The sequence below is a fragment of the Natronomonas sp. genome (genome assembly GCF_046483325.1).
GTDB lineage: Archaea > Halobacteriota > Halobacteria > Halobacteriales > Haloarculaceae > Natronomonas.
The window spans coordinates 45,952-62,273 of sequence record NZ_JAWODL010000009.1; the positions used below are offsets into that span (position 1 = coordinate 45,952).

Here is a 16,322-nt window from a genome sequence, read left to right on the forward strand (position 1 = left end):
GCACGGTGGTGCGGGGAATCCTGCTGTCACGAAGGCAGGATTTCTGTTTCCACGACGTGACTTGCAGACACACGCTGGAAGCCAGCGGTGTCGGTAGCGGTCACGGTCTCCACTGGCGTTGATTCGGGCCATCCCAGCCCCGGTTCAGAAAACCCGCGTTTGCGGACGTTCATCGCCGCGGTCGCGCCCCTATTCGTCTCGAATCCGCACGACGGGCGAGAGTGTTCTCCGGCCCAGATGAGTTTCGCCGTCTCCACAACACCGAGCGCGTTCGTTGGTCGTCCCGCAGGCGGGCACTTGGACGGCGTCTGCCGTACAGATCGCCTTTATATTCGAGCAAGGTACTGAATGTCGCCACGCCGCGTCTTGCTTGTTCCGACCGTTGCCATCCACTTGAAGCATATGCCGAACGTTCGGATTTTCGACGAACACGGCGTCGCGCTCGCGGACTAGCCACGTCGTTATCGAGCGAAAACTGTCAGCCACCAGCAAATGCGAGACGACCTTGACGGGTGTGAGTTCTCCGCGCCGAAGCTGCGGAACGTCGTCCGGTACTACACTCGAGGCCGATGGGACGAAGACGGGACACTTCCCGACGACGGCGAACTAAAACGTCGCGTGCCCATCTCACGCCGGATCGTCGAGGAGGCGATCGACGACCGCGTCTCGATCGACGGTTCCGGAGGCCGTCCGAGGGAGCGCCGTCGCGAAGCCGATCGTCCGCGGGATCTTGTACCCCGCGAGACGCTCCCGACAGTGCGCGTCGAGCGCCTCAATCGACGGTTCGTCGTCGAGCGGAACCACGAGCGCGCCGACGCGTTCGCCCCACTGCTCGTCGTCCAATCCGACGACGCTGCAGTCGGCAACCTCGGGGTGAGCCCGGAGCACGGCGCACACTTCGACCGGATCGACGTTCTCGCCGCCGGTGACGATCGTCACGTCGGCGCGTCCGAGCACGTACACACGCCCGTCTTCGTCGCGGTACCCCTTGTCACCCGTTCGTAGCCCGCCGTTTACGAACCGATCGGCCGTCGTGCCCTCGTCGAGATATCCCGGAGTGACCATCGGTCCGGTGACGATGAGTTCGCCCGGCTCGCCCGGTTCACACGGGACGCCCAATCGGTCGACGACCGAGAGTTCGGCGAACATGAGTGGGTGTCCGACCGATTCCGGCGCCTCGCGTGCCACCTCGGGGCGGGCGGTGGCGATCTGGGAGGCGGTTTCGGTCATCCCGTAGGTCGGGGCGACCGGGACGTCGTGTCGCTGGGCGCGTTTCAGCAGTTCGGACGGACAGGGCGCACCGCCGAGGAGGACGAAGCGAAGGTCGGGGATCGCACCGGCGTCGAGCAACCGTTCTAACATCGTGGGGACGAGCGAAACGGCGGTCGAGTCGGCCGCTTCGAGCGCTTCGAGCGTCGCTTCGGGATCGAACTCGCGCTGCATCGAGAGCGCTGTTCCGTACAGTACCGAGCGGTAGACCGGGGCGAGCCCACCCATGTGGTACATCGGCAGCGGATCGTGCCAGCAGTCGTCGGAGCGGAGCCCGAGCCGGAAGGCCGAGGCGGTCGCGCTCGCGAGAACGTTCCCGAGCGTCAACACGACCGCTTTCGGCTGGCCCGTCGTCCCCGAGGTGAACATGACGACGAGCGGATCGTCGAGTTCCCACTCCGGAATGTCGAACGGTTCCGGAACCTTCTCACTCAGTGAGGCCGCCTTCCCCGTCGACGCGTCGAAGGACAACATCGTCCCGTCAGTCGCTTCTTCGATCGTCGCCTCGGTCTCTCGCTCGCAAATGACGACCGTTGGATCGACCCGATCGAGTTGGGTTTCGATCTCCGTGGCGGTCAATCGAGCGTTGATCGGCACTAAAACCGCTCCGAGACGTTGGACGGCGTGGACCGTCGTGACGAACTCCGAACGAGCCTCCGAACAGATCGCCACGGGATCGTCGACGCAGACGCCGGATACCGCGAGCCGACCGGCGAGCGTCTCGACGCGACCGTTCAACTCAGCGTAGCTCCGATCGGTTTCTATCGGACCCGCCGCCCGCAGAGCCGTCGTTTTCGGGGTCGAGTGAGCCCGGACGGCCAGCCAGTCTCGCATCGTTCCGTCAGCCCCTTCAGCGCGGTGGAATATTGCCTTTTCCCTGCGGAACGGCGATCGCGCCTTCTTCGACCGATTCGATCGATTCGGTGAGGTCTTCGGCGAGCAAGTCGCCCGTCGCGAGGCCGCAGGGCCTGATTCCACGAACGGAAGCGGCCAGGTGGACGGCCGCCGCGCGGGCGATCGAGCCGTCGATCGTCGTCGTGACGAGGCCGTCGAGCCCGGCCGTCCGTGCGGTCTCGATGACGTCCCGTGCGACGTCGATCCCCCCGAGCGCCATCGGCTTGCAGACGAGTACGTCCGCCGCCTCGGCGTCGATGACGGCTTCGACCCCGTGTTCGACGAGCGATTCGTCGAGGGCGATCTCGACGCCGCGATCGCGCAACCGGGAGTGCTCTCGCAGCCGATCGGCAGAAAGCGGCTGTTCGACGACCGCGATATCCAGATCTGCGAGCGTCGGAAGCAGCCGATCCGCCGTCGTCTCGTCCCAGGCACCGTTCGCGTCGACTCGTAGTTCGACGTCTGGACACGTCGATCGGACCGATTCGAGCCGCTCGACGTCGACCGCTGGCGCTTGGGCTCCGATCTTGACTTTGACGGCCGGGTAGCCCGCGCGGACGGCCGCACACGCGGCGTCGGCCGTCTCCACGGACGACCCATCGCCGACCGTCGCGTTGGCGGGAACCGACTCGACGCGCTCTCTCGCTCCCAGATACCGATAGAGCGGCAGACCAGCCTTCCGTGCACGAGCGTCGATCACCGCGAGCGAGACGCCGTGTCGTGCCGCCCGTGTCCCACGTAGCTGATCGCCTCGCAGCGCCGACACGGGATCGTCGACGCTCCTGAGTGCGCTCTCGCAGGCGTCGAGCGACTCGGTCCAGCCCGAAAGTGGCGTCGCCTCGCCGACGCCGGGCGTTCCATCGATCTCGATCCGTATGCGGAATCCACGGCGCGTTTCGATCGTCCCCCCCGCCGTCTCGAGCGGACGCGAAAGCGGGAGCGAAAACGGCTCGATACTCGGTGCGGTCATCGTTACAGGAACGCCGGGGCGGCGAGCCCGGCAGCGAAAAGCGTCGAGTGGGTGAACAGTAGCTGACCGGTCCGTTCGAGCGCGGGGTTGAGCGCCTCGCCGTCGGCCCGTTGCCAGACCGTCTCGCCGAGCGTGACCGCCAACGGCGCGGTGAGAAGCGGTGACAGAACGGCGACGTGGTAGCCGTCAAGCCAGAAGACGACCGGGATCGCGTATGCGAGGCCGACCATCGCGGACCACTCGATCCGACTCGCTCGATAGCCGAGAAGCACCGCGAGCGTCCGCTTGTCCGAGGCGGCGTCTGTCTCGCGGTCGCGGATGTTGTTGACGACGAGGATCGCCGTCGACAGCCCGGCTGCCGGAAGCCCGGCGACGATTGCGGCCGCCGGAACCGTCCCTTCCGGAACCCACAGCGGAACCCGTCCGGCGACGCCGCCGACCGCTTGGACGTAGTAGGTGCCAGCGACGGCGACCAGACCGAAGAAGACGAACACGAAAAGATCGCCGAGCCCGCGGTAACCGTAGGGAAGCGGGCCGCCGGTGTAGGTGATCCCGGCGACGACGCTCGCGAGGCCGACGGCGAGGATCGGCACGCCGCCGATATAGACCAGATACGTCCCGATCAGGATCGCCAGCCCGAACGTGGCGTACATCGCCCGTCTGATGGATTCGGGATCGATGAGCCCGCCCGCGGTGACCCGAGTGAACCCCTCGCGGTCCTCGGTATCCGCGCCCCGGACGGCGTCGTAGTAGTCGTTGGCGAAGTTCGTTCCGATCTGCAAGAGCAGTGCGCCAACGAGCGCGAAGACGGCCGGAATCAGCGCGAAGACGCCCGCGCCGATCGCGAGTCCGGTACCGACTAACACCGGTGCCGCACCCGCCGGAAGCGTCTGCGGGCGCGCCGCCATGAGCCACGCCTTCCGGGTCGAAACCGCCGCTGTCATTGTCCGATCCTCCGGGCGGGCACGGTATAAGTACGCGGTGTTTTGCCCCGCGATCGTTCGTCGTCCGGTCGGCTCCGTCCCGATGTGTCAAAGCCGGATTTGTGTCTTGCGGGGCGTTATATGTCAGGCGAACCGCGTTCCGATATGCACCGCCGATCGCTCTTCGGCGCGCTCGGGTCGAGTGTGTTCGCTGGCGTCGCCGGCTGTACCACGTTCGACTCCAAACGCGAGCTCGTCGAGGAGGAACGCACGATCGATCCCGCCGACAGCGCGCTCTCTGCCCGGGAGTTTCAGACGGCGGCCGCCGAGATGCACGAGGGTCACGCGGCGGGCGGCGTGTGGGGACGCGACCAGACCGCCATCGACCACGAACTCGACTTTGAGGGCGCGTGGTCGGCGACGCTTTCTCATCACGACGGGACAGAGTCCGATCACCTCCTCGCGATGTACGCGTTGCCGCCGGCCCCCGAGGGGACCCGATCGTCGCAGGTGTGGCTCTGGAGCGGCGTCGATCCGTCCGACGGGACGAGCGTCCACCGTCTCAGCACGGGGATCTCACTCCCCGAACCCGATTTCAGCCTCGGGATCTACTCGCCGGCCCAGGACTACGACGCCGAAGACGTGTCGAGCTATCGCGTCGAGGGCGGTCGCCTAGACGCGGCCACGCTGGCGGCGACGATGCCGCTCTCGAACGGTCGGATCGGGATCGACGAACGAACGCAGATCGGCGACGGCGGCGCGTACGCTCTCGAGTGGACGGGCGAGAGCGAGACGCTGCAGTCGCTCGCCGCCACCACCGAAGTCAGGTGGCTGGCGGACACAGACGGCGAGGTCGTGTGGACGGTCGCGGCCGAAACGTCGCGGTGAACGACGCGCGACGACACACCTTTTTGCCCGTTCGTCCCGCATTCCGTTCAATGGTTTCGGAACTGTTCGAGGAGTCCCGCTGGGAACCGATCACCGACGAGTTCGAAGACCTCACGTATCACCGATCGACGGAGACCGGCGCGGTCCGAATCGCCTTCGATCGCCCGGAGGTCCGCAACGCCTTCCGCCCGGAGACCGTGGACGAACTGTACACCGCCATCGATCACGCGAAGCGGCAGACCGACGTCGGCTGCGTGCTCCTGACGGGCAACGGCCCCTCGCCGAAGGACGGCGGGTGGGCGTTCTGCTCGGGCGGTGACCAACGCATCCGAGGCGAGGCGGGCTACGAGTACGAGGACCGCGAAGACGGAACCGGCCCGGATCCGGAACGGCAGTCCGCACCTCGCCTCCACATTCTCGAAGTGCAGCGACTCATCCGCCACATTCCCAAACCGGTCATCGCCGTCGTTCCGGGGTGGGCCGTCGGCGGCGGCCACTCGCTGCACGTCGTCTGTGACATGACGCTCGCCTCGGAGGAACACGCGAAGTTCCTCCAGACCGATCCCGACGTGGCCTCATTCGACGCCGGCTTCGGTTCGGCATACCTCGCTCGGCAGGTCGGACACAAGAAAGCACGGGAGGTGTTCTTCCTCGGGAGGACCTACTCCGCCGAGGAGGCCGTCGAGATGGGAATGGCGAACGAAGCCGTCCCCCACGCTGAGCTCGAAGCGACCGCCCACGAGTGGGCCGAGACGATCTGCTCGAAGTCGCCGATGGCGATCCGCATGCTCAAGTACGCGTTCAACATGGACTCGGACGGTCTCGTCGGTCAACAGGTGTTCGCCGGCGAGGCCACGCGACTCGGGTACATGACCGACGAGGCCAAGGAGGGGCGCGACGCGTTCAACGAGGACCGCGATCCGGAGTTCGGAAGGTTCGAGTGGCACTACTGACCCTTCCGTCGAGACGACCGTCTCGAGTTCTCGGTGGTGGCCCGAAGACCCATCGGTCCGAGGTAGGAACCCTCTGCCGTGCGTTTCCGTCGCGTCTTCGAGGCGATCTATCGGTGGAAACGGCCGTTCGAACCCGCGGACGCGATGGTCAACAGCCCGGATGAATCGGCGGGGCGGGCCGGTGTTACGGGCCGCTCTCGGCGTCGTCTTCGTCTGGCTCGGGGCGCTCAAAGTAGTGCGACACTCGCCGGCCGACGAGCTCGTCGCGGCGATCGTCTACGTCGTGCCGCCCGAGGTGTCCGTTCCGATGCTCGACGTCTGGGAGGTGCTCATCGGAATCTGTCTCTTGCATCGTCCGTTGCTCGGGCCCGGCCTGCTGTTGTTGTTCTTTCGGCTCTCGGGAACGTTCCTTCCGCTCGTGTCCCTCCGGGAGGTGGTCTACACCTACACGACGTTCCCGTACGCCCTCACGACTGAAGCACAGTAGAAGATAAAAGACCTCGCCACCATCGGTGCCCCGCTCGTGATCGGTGGCACCGTCCGTTCCGACGACCGTCCGGTCGGCCAGCCGGAATTGGCGTCCGTCTCCTCCCGATGGGGGCGGTTCAGTCGCCGCTCACGGGCACTCTAGACCCCGCATCGACCGGACGTTCGCCGAGATCGATCGTCCCGTCGCTCTCGACGGTCACCTCGTATCCCGCGTAGACGAACGAGACCGCGCCGTCGGACATCCGTTTCACGACTGCGTCCAGCGCCTCGGGGTCGATGGCATCGTACAGCGGTGGGAGTTCCACCGGATCGCTGTCGTCCGCCGTCGATACCCCCCGAATCACCCGCTCGGATACTGTCGACATCGTTTCTACCATGTCCAGTACGATACAGGGATATTACATAAACGTACGTCAGACAATGGCATGATTTCTGACAGACCTGCGGAAGTTTGCGGTAGGGGGTCGATTTCGATCCCTGTGGAGTTCGATCGCTGTTCGATATCGAGCGGTCACTGGGGTCATATGGCCTTCTCGGCTGTGGTTCGAGGGGTTGCTTCGTTTCACCACCTCGCTCCAATTTCACGATCGCCCGATCCGTTCTCTCTCACGTGACTATACTGACTCGTGATACTCGGCGGGCCATCGGAATGTCACTCATCCCGAAAACGATCCGCAACCGCCCGAGCGAGGCGCCGTCGTTCCTCGTGGCTTCGTTCGCTGTCTGTTTGCACTTCGATCACCTGCGTTCCGTCGCTCTCAAGCGATTCGGCGTATCGGTCGCGGAACTCGCGACGACCGTCGGCGCGAGCGAATCCGAGATCGTACAGCGCCGCCGAGTGCTCGAAATCGAGGCCGTGTGGGGTCCGGAACCACTCTTCGAACGTCTCGTGTTCCTCGATCGGAAGGAGGTGGAAGATACCGCCGCCGTCGTTGTTGAGACACACGATCGTCGCGTCGACGCCGGACCTTGAGACGGCGAGCAACCCGTTCATGTCGTGGTAGTACGCGAGGTCGCCCGTCACGAGTACGAGCGGATCGTCCGTCCCGTACCCCGCACCGAGCGCGCTCGAGGTGATCCCGTCGATCCCCGAGGCACCGCGGTTCCCGAGCGCGGTCACGTCGGCCTCCCGGGGTCGACCGAACCGGTCGATGTCTCGAACCGGCATCGAGTTCGAAACGAAAAGCGTCGACGGGTCGGGTGCGAGATCGACGACGTCGGCGAGGATCGCTCCCTCGGGCGGTTCCTCCCCTCCGACGATCGACCAGTACTCGGACTCCGCGTTCGCAAGCGCGTCGGCGAACGGATCCCGTTTTCGGTCGACGGCGGCGGCCAGATCTGTAGCGGTCTGTGTTTCGTCCGAGATGACGAGATCTGTCGCGGTGAACGTCGCCTCTCGCCACCCGCCGGCCGGATCGACGACGAACTGCCTCGCCCCGGAATCGCGGAGATAGTGTCTGAGCGCTTTCGACGTCGGTGAGGCGCCGAAGCGGATGACGACGTCCGGCGTCGCGTCGAGTGTCGAAACGTAGCCGTCGTACCCGCCGCAGACGACCACCTCCTCGTGGTGAGTGCCGAAGCGGTGGCTTGAGAGCGGGTCGGCGACGACCGCGAACCCGGTCTCGAGCGCGAGCGAATCCAGCGCCTCTCGACTCGGACTGCCACCCTCTGTTGGACCGCAGACGATGAGTCCCGCCTCAGCGTGCTCGATCGCGTCGGCGATTCGTCGGCGCTCCTCATCCGAAAGCCGCGCCCGTCCACGGATCGTCTCGACGAACGGCCCGTCTCGTCCGGACGTCGCCGCTCGATCCCTCCCTTCGAACCCGTTTGGAAGCGTGCCATCCGGTACCCCTTCGGGTACCGATTCGTCGGTCGCATTCGGTTCCAGGGGTTTTCGGAGCGGTACGTTGAGGTGGATCGGACCGGGCATCGTGCCGATCGACGTTCCGACCCCACGGGCGAGCGTCGTCCGCAGCGAGCGGAGTTTCCTCTCCGTCGCCTCCGGCTCCGGGAGCGTTCTGTAGTCTCGAACCGAATCACCGTAGAACCTATGTTGGTCGATCGTCTGGTTGGCTCCGCTATCGGAAAGCTCCGGCGGGCGATCGGCGGTCAAAAGCACCATCGGGACCCGCGCTGCGTCCGCTTCGACGACCGCGGGGTGGAAGTTCGCGAGTGCCGTCCCGGAAGTGCAGACCAGCGGTGCCGGGGTCCCGGTTCGCTTCGCGTAGCCGAGCGCGAAGAACGCGGCCGACCGCTCGTCGAGGTGGGACACCGGTTCGATATCCGGATGCTCCGCGAGGGCGACCGTCATCGGTGTCGAGCGCGACCCCGGGGCTAACACCGCGGTTTCGATGCCTGCCTTGGCGAGTTCGTCTGCGATGATTCGGCCCCACAGAGCGTTGAGTTCGCCGACCATTCGATCACTCCAGTTCGTCCAAAATCGGACGGTATTTGAGCTGTACCTCGTCCCATTCGCGATCGGGATCGGAGTCGGCGACGATACCGACGCCGGCAAACAGCGTCACGGTGTCGTCGCGAGCGACCGCCGAGCGGATCGCGACCGCGAACGAGCCGTAGCCGGCGGCGTCGAACCACCCGACAGGAGCCGCATACCAGCCGCGCTCGAACGGCTCCGTGTCGCGGATCGTCCGAAGCGCCTCCTTCGGTGGGAGCCCCCCGACGGCCGGCGTCGGATGAAGGGCTTCGACGAGGTCGAGAACGTGCTCGTCGTCGGCGAGTTCGGCGGTGATCGGTGTCTCGATGTGTTGGACGGTCGCCAGTCGTCGGATCGATCGCTCGCCGGCACGTATCGAGGCCGCATACGGTTCGAGTTGCGTCCGAACCGCACCGGCGACGAGTTCGTGTTCGTGGACGTTCTTGTCGTCGGCCAGCAATTCGGCCGCGAGCCACTCGTCTTCTTCGGGCGTCTCGCCCCGTCCCGTCGTGCCCGCCAGTGCGCCCGTCTCGACGGTTCTGCCGTAGCGACCGACCAACCGCTCCGGCGTTGCCCCGAAGAATCCGCCACTACCGTCGTCCGGTTCGATCAGAAACCGATAGCAGCCGGGATACCGCTCACCGAGTCTACAGAGAGCCCCCGAAAGCGATAGGGATCGCCTCAACGACACCTGAAGCGCCTGTGCAAGGACGACCTTCTGAAGCTCACCGGCCTCGATTCGGTCCGTTGCGGCGGTGACGCTGTCCCGCCAGTCGGTTTCCGACGTGGTCCGAATTCGATCGGCGATTCCGGGCGGTCCCTCGGATGCTACCCGATCGGGGAGGGTGCGCAGTCGGTCCATCACCTCGTCAAGTCGACGCTCGACGCGTTCGGGATCCGTATCGACGCCGTTGACGGTGAGCCACGTCCCGTCGTCCGTGTACGTCACTTGCGTTCGGGGCAGCACGAACTTCGCCCCCGGATACCCCTCCCACGCACCCACGCTCGCGTGCTCGTCGTGAAACGAGAATCCGCCGAATAAGCGAGGTCGGGCCGCGAGCGCGCCAGCGTGGACGTCCCCGACGGAAAACAGTTCGTCCGCGGCTTCCCGAACCGTCCTGAATCGGTCCCGTCCGCCAGCCCGTATCGTCGTCGCCGCGCCGCCACCGACGACGGTCGCCTCCCCGGGGGCAGCCCAGAACGTTCGCGGCGCCTCGGCAGCCGCCAAGACAGCGTCTTGATCCGGTTCGGCCGTCAGACGGGTCGTTCGGCTCGTCAGCCCCGTGCCGAGTGGAGCCGCCTCTTCGCTACCCAACGGTTCCATTGCCTCCAGTTGCATCTCCACCGTCTTAGGTTACGTGTTCGCCGGTGGCGACGATCGCGTTACAGTTTCGATTCGGCGTCCTCGGCGAGCTCCTCCATCCGCTTACCGATACGGCCGGCGTCGGAGAACTCGTCGTCGGCCATCACCTCTGCTAGGGCGTTGCCGAGGACGAACACTGCGTGTTTGTGTTCGCTTTTCGATTTGTGGATATCGTCCGGGGTCACGTCGAGTTCGTCGTAGACATCGAACACCGATCCGTCGATTTCCTCCATCCCACGGAAGTGTTCCATGATCGACACCATCTTTTCGTGTAGCTCCAGAAGCTCGTCTTTGTGCATGTTCATGGGTATTACAACTGACCGTTTAACACTTGTGCGAGACGGAGGCGCACGCATCGCTCAACGTAGGCCATCGATAATCGGGTCCGCTCGGAGCAGCGTAGGGGCAGAGTTCGATGTCAGAAGACGTACTCGTCGTCGTGGCCCATCATCCCGTCCTCCTCGAATCCCGGTTCGTCGTCGTCGATCGGGCCGCTCGTTTTGTAGGCCCGGAGCCCCGTCGATAGCAGTTCCTCTATCGCTTCCTCGCGGTTTACGAACTCGCCGTCTTCGACGAGTTGTGCGATCTGCATCTCGAGGTGCTCCGGAACGGTGAGTTTGACCTTCGGCATCGGAACATTCGGATTTCGAGGATGGGGTATTTAATACTGTCGAGGGATTTTTCCACCCAATAAATTCGTTGGGTTACACGGGAAGGATATTTTTTGATTTTGCCACCTGTTTTGCCCGATCGGCGCAACGATCCGATGGAGCGACAGGCCTACGTGTCCACCACCGTACGCTGAGATATGAGAGATGTCACGGACCTGTACGCGGAGTTCGGTGACGAGCGTCTGCCGCCGGGACAGCGAGAAACACCGCGCTTTCCGGTTCTCTCGAAGGGCGAGACGCCGTCGGTTCCCGCCGACTCGACGCTCGACGTGTGGGGTGCCGTCGAGAACGAACTCTCGATCTCACTCGACGAATTCAAACGCCTCGAGAGCGAGCGCCAGCGCCAGGACTTTCACTGCGTGACCGGTTGGTCGCGATTAGACTGTGTCTTCTGCGGCGTCACGTTTCCGACGCTCGCCGACCACGTGTCCGTCCGCGACGACGCCGTCCACGTGATGTTTCACGCACACGACGGGTACACGACGGATCTGCCCCTGTCCGATTGCCTCCGCGAGGAGGTCATGCTGGCGTGGGAACTCGACGGCGAACCCCTTCCGGGGGATCACGGCGGTCCGCTTCGTGTCGTCACACCGCACAAGTACGCGTACAAAGGTGCCAAGTGGCTGTCAGGGGTCGAGTTCCTGACCGACACAGAGCGCGGTTACTGGGAGAAACGCGGCTACTCGACGACGGCGAACCCGTGGAAGGAGGAGCGATACATCTAGTCGTAGGACCGGTCGTTCAGAACGCCGATTCGGGCGGAAGGATTATCTTTTCAGAAATCGGGATTCGAACATGGCCGGCCCTACGCGCGTGTTACTCGTCGACGACGATCCCTCCCTCGCCGACCTGATGGCGGACCAACTCGGCGAGCTCCGCGAGGAGTTCGCCATCCAGGTCGAGACCGACCCCAACGATGCGCTCAATGCCGTCGATACCGGTCGGATCGATTGCATAGTCAGCGACCACCACATGCCACAGATGACCGGGCTGGAACTGCTACGATACGTCCGGGAGATGGATCCCGACGTCCCGTTCATTCTATTTACCGCACGCGGGAGCGAAGAGATCGCGAGCGACGCCGTCTCCGAGGGCGTGACCGATTACTTCAGGAAGCGCCGCGGGTCGGATCAGTGGCACGTCCTCGCGAACCGAATCGAGAACCTGGCCGCGAGATATCGCGCCGAAGAAGCAGTCCAGCGGCGCGAATCCGCGCTCCGACAGCTGACTCGAACGGTGATAGACAGCGTTTCGACGCCGATCGAGTCGCTCTGTGGGCTCGGCCGTGAGACGCTCGAAGCCGAGTACGGCGCGTTGGTGGCGGAGGACGACGGTCTCGAGGGTTCGGCCGAGATACTCGTCGAGACCGTCGAGGGCGATCTCCCCTTCGAGACCCGACGTGGCGTACCGCTCTCGGACGACCTCGGTGATCTGACGGTCGAGGGGAACGGCGTCGTCGCCGTCACTGGAAGTGCTGACGCCCGCGACGACGACGGGTTCTCATCGTACATCGGAACACCGGTGTACGTCGGAGACCGTCGATACGGAACGCTCTGTTTCTGTGATCGAGGCGATCGCACCGAGTTTACCGGCTGGGAACGCGCGTTCGTCGAACTGCTCGGCGACTGGTTGGGCCACGAACTGACGAGCGAGTGGGCCCGCGGTCAGAACGAAACGGTCGCTTTGGCGCGCAACCGTCTCCACTCGGCGATCGATTCGCTGGACAACGGTGACGGCGACACCGTTCGTGAGGAGCTCGTTGCCATAACGGAACTGCTCGATCGCGAACCGGTATCTATCGCGCCGGTTTCGATCGAACTCTCCTGATTCGAATGGACACACCACACGTCCTCGGATCGTGGAAGTCCGTTACTTCCCGCCCCTACAGATTAGCAAGGTGAGCGCCTCGGAGTCGTCGGAAGACTCCGCCTTCCCGAATGAAGAGAGATCTCCGGTCGCTGGAATAACCCGCCCCCGAGGCCGTTCACTCGTGTTCTTGCGCTTTCGCCACGCACTCCTCGAGTGGGGCCATGAGCTCGTCCGCGACGGTGTAGGGGTCGGTTTCTCGCTCCAGTATCCGGTCGACGTACGCGTCGATCCCCCCTCGGGCCCCGAGTTCCTCTTCGAGAAGCGACGCCGTGTCCTCTCGGAGGAGCGTCTTGATCTCAGCCTCGTAGCGCTGTCTGGTCTGGGCTTCCAACTCGCCGCTTTCGACGAGCCACGCGACGTGCTCGTCGATCGTGTCGAGGAACCCCTCGACGCCCTCGCCGGTCTTCGCGATCGTTTCGACGATCGACGGCTCCCACCCGTCGTCGTCTTCCTCCTCGTCGATCGTCCCCTCGCTCAAGACGTCCGCGCCGTGGTGGCCCGCCATCGGCGACGCGTCGCGCATTCCGACCATCTCGCGCAGTTCCATCACGGTTCGGTCCGCGCCGTCCATGTCGGCTTTGTTGACGACGAAGATATCGGCGATCTCGAGGATTCCCGCCTTGAGCATCTGTATGTCGTCGCCCGACCCCGGCGGCACCAACACGGCGACGGTGTCGGCCGTCTTGACGATCTCGATCTCGTTTTGTCCCGCGCCGACGGTCTCGACGATGATCTTGTCCTTGCCGAACGCGTCGAGTGCCTTCACCGCGTCGGTGGTAGCGGTCGAGAGTCCGCCGAGGGAGCCGCGGGCCGACATCGATCGGAAGAACACGTCCATGTCGCCGACGTTCGACGCCATACGGATCCGATCGCCCAGGACGGCCCCGCCGGTAAATGGCGAGGATGGGTCGATCGCGATGACGCCCACGGTGTCGCCGTGCTCGCGGTAGGTGGCTGCCATCTTGTCGACCAGCGTCGATTTGCCGGCCCCGGGTGAGCCGGTGATCCCGATGACCTCGGCGTTGCCCGTGTGCTCGTGGAGCTGTGAGACCAGATCGCGGTAGCCCGGGGACCTGTTCTCGATCTTCGTGATCACGCGAGCGAGCGCGCGATGCTTGCCCGCCAACAGCTCGTCGATGAGCGTGTCGTCCTCGGACATCTATCGCTTGGGCGCGTTCTCGCGGACGAACTCGATCGTCTCCTCCATCGACGCGCCTGGACCGAAGATCTCCGCCACGCCGGCCTCGTAGAGCTCCTCGCGATCGTCCTCGGGAATGATCCCGCCGACGAGTACCAGCGTGTCGTCGAGGGCGTCGTACTCGCCAAGCCCCTCGAGAACCCGCGGGACGAGCGTGTCGTGCGCCCCCGAGAGAATCGAGATGCCGAGGACGTCGACGTCCTCTTGGACGGCCGCCTGTACGATGTCGTCCGGCGATTTGTGCAGTCCCGAGTAGATGACCTCGAACCCGGCATCGCGGAACGCCCGCGCGATGACGTGGGCCCCGCGGTCGTGACCATCGAGGCCGACTTTCGCCACCAAACATCGAATGGTTCGCTGCTCGTGCTCCGTGCTCATAGTCCACAGTACCGGGGGCGGGTGTTTGAGTTTAACGGAGCCTGGTCGCTAACTCGGTCGATTTGGGCTACTACAACTGTGGTTGTGTTCGAGTGCGAGGAATACACACGGGGGCCACCGCTTCGATGGGTTTATGAATCATCTCGGGATACTTCCGATTGCAACTGCGGGCTCGTAGATCAGCGGTAGATCACTCCCTTGGCATGGGAGAGGCCCCGGGTTCAAATCCCGGCGAGTCCATGACGCGACCTCTCCGTTTCCAATTGGACAGACGGCGGCGGTTCCCTTTTAAAGAAACCACCCATACAGAGCCTCAGATGACCCCTTCTGAACCCAATGGGATAGGAGAGGTGACGGTGGGACCCCCTCTACCGTTGGTCGATTACAGTAATTGTGTTATGCTGACTGATACAAAAGACTTCGGACCGCGTATGGAAATCCGGCGTCGGCGAGAAGGGGTTAGACCTGACCGACCGTGTGACTATACAACCGGGGTTTTGTCATCAAAAGTTGGGGATCGCCAATAACAGCGTTAGTTGCCTCGGAAAATGGTGCCGGATTTTTGTGAGTCAGAGCCGGGCACAGATCCTGTCTCATAACACAGAGTAGTTCGATCGTGATCCGAAACATAGCGACTTCTTGCTTCATTCGACTATCTGAGGGTAGTCACTTTAGACAAGTTCGTTGATTTAGGTTTTCTTACCCCAGTTTGCTGGGTACATTTGATTAGGTAGACTACGTCGGGGCGAGCCGTCTTGCGGTTTGGAAAAAGGAGTCCGTTTGTGGCGTGAATGATTCCGGTTTATAATATTCGGCCGCTCAATGGAGTACATAGGTACGGATATGGGAAACATCAGACAACCAATTGAGGAAGTTTACAGGGATCTTACTGTCTCCCTGAACGTTGTTTTCCTTTTGACCGTGGTCTTTGCTCTCCGGTTTATACCACTCCCAGTAAGCATAGAAACGATAGCATGGTTGTTTGTCGCTCAAGCTGATCCGTCGCCAGCATGGGTTCTGGCCCCGCTACTTCACCAAGGGATTGTCCATTTAACCGCGAATATTGGACAACTCCTCTACTTCGGAATTATCCCCGAGAGGAAACTTCAAACGAGGGAGTATATTGTGTTTCTTGCGATTACAGGTATACTTTCAATTATGATTGAAGTTGTTCGATACAATATCCGAGAGATAGAGGGTGGTATGGCTGGAGCAAGCGGTGCGACAATGGCGGTTATGGGTTTTGCTGTCGCCTCTATCGGTCTTTATTACCTTGGTTATACCGAGAATCCCGGAATTTCAGATAGGGGGAATCTGAGAATATCTCTATTCTTATTTGGGCTGTATTGGATTATTGTACAACTCTTTTCAGACTTCTATCCGGGATGGACGCTTTCGCCGAGCGCCTCTGGGGTGGCACACTTATTAGGGATTATCCTGGGTGCTGGATACGCCGTTTTGAAAGCCCGTTAATTGGATTATCCTTGCTATGTGTGATCACACCATGTTGTCGTTGTGTGGTGGCGACCAGATCATCCAGAGTAGGCCGGTTTTGGCATGAAAAATCCGACGATCAGCTCTCAGGTGTTACCGGCCTCGAAAATTTCCGATAAGATCCCGTGGGCGTAAGGGCCTTCTTGATAGCAAAACCGACGGGAGACGGACCGATAGAGCTATATCGTTTGGTGAGAGTCGAATGGGGGACAACGGAACGAGTGTTGTCTGGCTGTTCAGGTCTGTCCTTTTCATTGATCTGATACAGGTTGTCTATATGGGCAAGAAGTGCGCCAGTCGGGACACTTTGACTCATCCCTTGATCAATAATGTTCGACGAGTTACAACCAGAGCCGATTGTAGGACCAAATACCGAAAATAGAACGAAATTCCATGGAGATGACAAAGAAGCAAACTATGACGGAGTGTATCGGCTCGACGGATCGCGGAAATTCAAGAACCACTACGACCGGTTATCCCGACACAATCGCGGGCTGGTCGGAAAGTGGTATAGTCAAGAAAAGCTTCG

Annotated in this window: 16 protein-coding genes, 1 tRNA gene and 1 pseudogene; 7 read left to right on the plus strand and 11 right to left on the minus strand. The window is 62.8% G+C overall.

Annotation, left to right across the window (positions count from 1 at the left end; all coding sequences use genetic code 11):
- Window positions 1-26: 26 nt before the first annotated feature.
- From R6U53_RS01800 to R6U53_RS01815, 4 genes and pseudogenes are all read right to left on the minus strand, one after another.
- Window positions 27-465 (minus strand): annotated as a pseudogene (locus tag R6U53_RS01800) (zinc ribbon domain-containing protein); the annotation flags it as partial.
- 162 nt (window positions 466-627) lie between these two features.
- Window positions 628-2,103: an o-succinylbenzoate--CoA ligase gene (gene menE, locus R6U53_RS01805; protein ID WP_410320666.1), complete on the minus strand. Its 1,476-nt coding sequence runs from the start codon at window positions 2,101-2,103 to the stop codon at window positions 628-630.
- A gap of 16 nt (window positions 2,104-2,119) precedes the next feature.
- Window positions 2,120-3,133, minus strand: coding sequence for a mandelate racemase/muconate lactonizing enzyme family protein (locus R6U53_RS01810; protein WP_410320667.1), 1,014 nt, complete (start codon window positions 3,131-3,133; stop codon window positions 2,120-2,122).
- A 2-nt stretch (window positions 3,134-3,135) separates the two neighbouring features.
- Window positions 3,136-4,077, minus strand: coding sequence for a 1,4-dihydroxy-2-naphthoate polyprenyltransferase (locus tag R6U53_RS01815; protein WP_410320668.1), 942 nt, complete (start codon window positions 4,075-4,077; stop codon window positions 3,136-3,138).
- Between the two features lie 144 nt (window positions 4,078-4,221).
- Here R6U53_RS01815 and R6U53_RS01820 point away from each other — a divergent pair, with 144 nt between their 5' ends.
- The 3 genes from R6U53_RS01820 to R6U53_RS01830 all read left to right on the plus strand — a co-directional run bounded on the left by R6U53_RS01820 (window position 4,222) and on the right by R6U53_RS01830 (window position 6,384).
- Window positions 4,222-4,944, plus strand: coding sequence for a hypothetical protein (locus tag R6U53_RS01820; protein ID WP_410320669.1), 723 nt, complete (start codon window positions 4,222-4,224; stop codon window positions 4,942-4,944).
- A 50-nt stretch (window positions 4,945-4,994) separates the two neighbouring features.
- Window positions 4,995-5,897, plus strand: a complete 903-nt coding sequence (locus R6U53_RS01825) for a 1,4-dihydroxy-2-naphthoyl-CoA synthase (RefSeq protein ID WP_410320670.1) — start codon at window positions 4,995-4,997, stop codon at window positions 5,895-5,897.
- Between the two features lie 160 nt (window positions 5,898-6,057).
- On the plus strand, window positions 6,058-6,384 hold the full coding sequence (locus tag R6U53_RS01830) for a hypothetical protein (protein ID WP_410320671.1): 327 nt from the start codon (window positions 6,058-6,060) through the stop codon (window positions 6,382-6,384).
- Between the two features lie 118 nt (window positions 6,385-6,502).
- Here R6U53_RS01830 and R6U53_RS01835 read toward each other — a convergent pair whose 3' ends face one another.
- From R6U53_RS01835 to R6U53_RS01855, 5 genes are all read right to left on the minus strand, one after another.
- The gene (locus tag R6U53_RS01835) at window positions 6,503-6,763 is read right to left on the minus strand and encodes a HalOD1 output domain-containing protein (protein ID WP_410320672.1); all 261 of its coding nucleotides are present in this window, start codon (window positions 6,761-6,763) and stop codon (window positions 6,503-6,505) included.
- Between the two features lie 275 nt (window positions 6,764-7,038).
- Window positions 7,039-8,802, minus strand: coding sequence for a 2-succinyl-5-enolpyruvyl-6-hydroxy-3-cyclohexene-1-carboxylic-acid synthase (gene menD / locus R6U53_RS01840; protein ID WP_410320673.1), 1,764 nt, complete (start codon window positions 8,800-8,802; stop codon window positions 7,039-7,041).
- Window positions 8,803-8,806: 4 nt separating this feature from the next.
- Window positions 8,807-10,144 (minus strand): isochorismate synthase MenF, encoded by a 1,338-nt coding sequence (locus R6U53_RS01845; RefSeq protein WP_410320674.1) that lies wholly within the window; start codon window positions 10,142-10,144, stop codon window positions 8,807-8,809.
- Window positions 10,145-10,203: 59 nt separating this feature from the next.
- Window positions 10,204-10,482 (minus strand): UPF0058 family protein, encoded by a 279-nt coding sequence (locus R6U53_RS01850; protein WP_410320675.1) that lies wholly within the window; start codon window positions 10,480-10,482, stop codon window positions 10,204-10,206.
- A 119-nt stretch (window positions 10,483-10,601) separates the two neighbouring features.
- Window positions 10,602-10,814, minus strand: coding sequence for a ribbon-helix-helix domain-containing protein (locus R6U53_RS01855; protein ID WP_410320676.1), 213 nt, complete (start codon window positions 10,812-10,814; stop codon window positions 10,602-10,604).
- A 177-nt stretch (window positions 10,815-10,991) separates the two neighbouring features.
- On the opposite strand from R6U53_RS01855, the gene R6U53_RS01860 reads away from it, so the two are divergent.
- Together R6U53_RS01860 and R6U53_RS01865 are read left to right on the plus strand one after the other, a co-directional pair.
- A complete protein-coding gene (locus tag R6U53_RS01860) occupies window positions 10,992-11,579 on the plus strand; it encodes a sulfite oxidase-like oxidoreductase (RefSeq protein WP_410320677.1) in 588 nt (195 codons plus the stop codon).
- A gap of 70 nt (window positions 11,580-11,649) precedes the next feature.
- Window positions 11,650-12,681, plus strand: a complete 1,032-nt coding sequence (locus R6U53_RS01865) for a response regulator (RefSeq protein ID WP_410320678.1) — start codon at window positions 11,650-11,652, stop codon at window positions 12,679-12,681.
- Window positions 12,682-12,838: 157 nt separating this feature from the next.
- On the opposite strand, the gene meaB is transcribed toward R6U53_RS01865, so the two are convergent.
- Window positions 12,839-13,882 (minus strand): methylmalonyl Co-A mutase-associated GTPase MeaB, encoded by a 1,044-nt coding sequence (meaB, locus tag R6U53_RS01870; protein WP_410320679.1) that lies wholly within the window; start codon window positions 13,880-13,882, stop codon window positions 12,839-12,841.
- Window positions 13,883-14,299, minus strand: a complete 417-nt coding sequence (locus R6U53_RS01875) for a cobalamin B12-binding domain-containing protein (protein ID WP_410320680.1) — start codon at window positions 14,297-14,299, stop codon at window positions 13,883-13,885.
- A 168-nt stretch (window positions 14,300-14,467) separates the two neighbouring features.
- Between R6U53_RS01875 and R6U53_RS01880 the strand changes: the two genes are divergently transcribed.
- A tRNA-Ala gene (locus R6U53_RS01880) sits at window positions 14,468-14,539 on the plus strand.
- Between the two features lie 582 nt (window positions 14,540-15,121).
- Window positions 15,122-15,772, plus strand: a complete 651-nt coding sequence (locus R6U53_RS01885) for a rhomboid family intramembrane serine protease (protein ID WP_410320681.1) — start codon at window positions 15,122-15,124, stop codon at window positions 15,770-15,772.
- Window positions 15,773-16,322: the final 550 nt, after the last annotated feature.

What these genes read in the sequence shown, in the direction of transcription:
- R6U53_RS01835 (WP_410320672.1), bottom strand. Translation starts at nt 6,763, where the DNA reads ATGGTAGAAACGATGTCGACAGTATCCGAGCGGGTGATTCGGGGGGTA.
- R6U53_RS01825 (WP_410320670.1), top strand. Translation starts at nt 4,995, where the DNA reads ATGGTTTCGGAACTGTTCGAGGAGTCCCGCTGGGAACCGATCACCGAC.
- meaB (WP_410320679.1), bottom strand. Translation starts at nt 13,882, where the DNA reads ATGTCCGAGGACGACACGCTCATCGACGAGCTGTTGGCGGGCAAGCAT.
- R6U53_RS01815 (WP_410320668.1), bottom strand. Translation starts at nt 4,077, where the DNA reads ATGACAGCGGCGGTTTCGACCCGGAAGGCGTGGCTCATGGCGGCGCGC.
- R6U53_RS01855 (WP_410320676.1), bottom strand. Translation starts at nt 10,814, where the DNA reads ATGCCGAAGGTCAAACTCACCGTTCCGGAGCACCTCGAGATGCAGATC.
- R6U53_RS01830 (WP_410320671.1), top strand. Translation starts at nt 6,058, where the DNA reads ATGAATCGGCGGGGCGGGCCGGTGTTACGGGCCGCTCTCGGCGTCGTC.
- R6U53_RS01865 (WP_410320678.1), top strand. Translation starts at nt 11,650, where the DNA reads ATGGCCGGCCCTACGCGCGTGTTACTCGTCGACGACGATCCCTCCCTC.
- menD (WP_410320673.1), bottom strand. Translation starts at nt 8,802, where the DNA reads ATGGTCGGCGAACTCAACGCTCTGTGGGGCCGAATCATCGCAGACGAA.
- R6U53_RS01850 (WP_410320675.1), bottom strand. Translation starts at nt 10,482, where the DNA reads ATGCACAAAGACGAGCTTCTGGAGCTACACGAAAAGATGGTGTCGATC.
- R6U53_RS01810 (WP_410320667.1), bottom strand. Translation starts at nt 3,133, where the DNA reads ATGACCGCACCGAGTATCGAGCCGTTTTCGCTCCCGCTTTCGCGTCCG.
- R6U53_RS01860 (WP_410320677.1), top strand. Translation starts at nt 10,992, where the DNA reads ATGAGAGATGTCACGGACCTGTACGCGGAGTTCGGTGACGAGCGTCTG.
- R6U53_RS01845 (WP_410320674.1), bottom strand. Translation starts at nt 10,144, where the DNA reads ATGGAACCGTTGGGTAGCGAAGAGGCGGCTCCACTCGGCACGGGGCTG.
- R6U53_RS01875 (WP_410320680.1), bottom strand. Translation starts at nt 14,299, where the DNA reads ATGAGCACGGAGCACGAGCAGCGAACCATTCGATGTTTGGTGGCGAAA.
- menE (WP_410320666.1), bottom strand. Translation starts at nt 2,103, where the DNA reads ATGCGAGACTGGCTGGCCGTCCGGGCTCACTCGACCCCGAAAACGACG.
- R6U53_RS01820 (WP_410320669.1), top strand. Translation starts at nt 4,222, where the DNA reads ATGCACCGCCGATCGCTCTTCGGCGCGCTCGGGTCGAGTGTGTTCGCT.
- R6U53_RS01885 (WP_410320681.1), top strand. Translation starts at nt 15,122, where the DNA reads ATGGAGTACATAGGTACGGATATGGGAAACATCAGACAACCAATTGAG.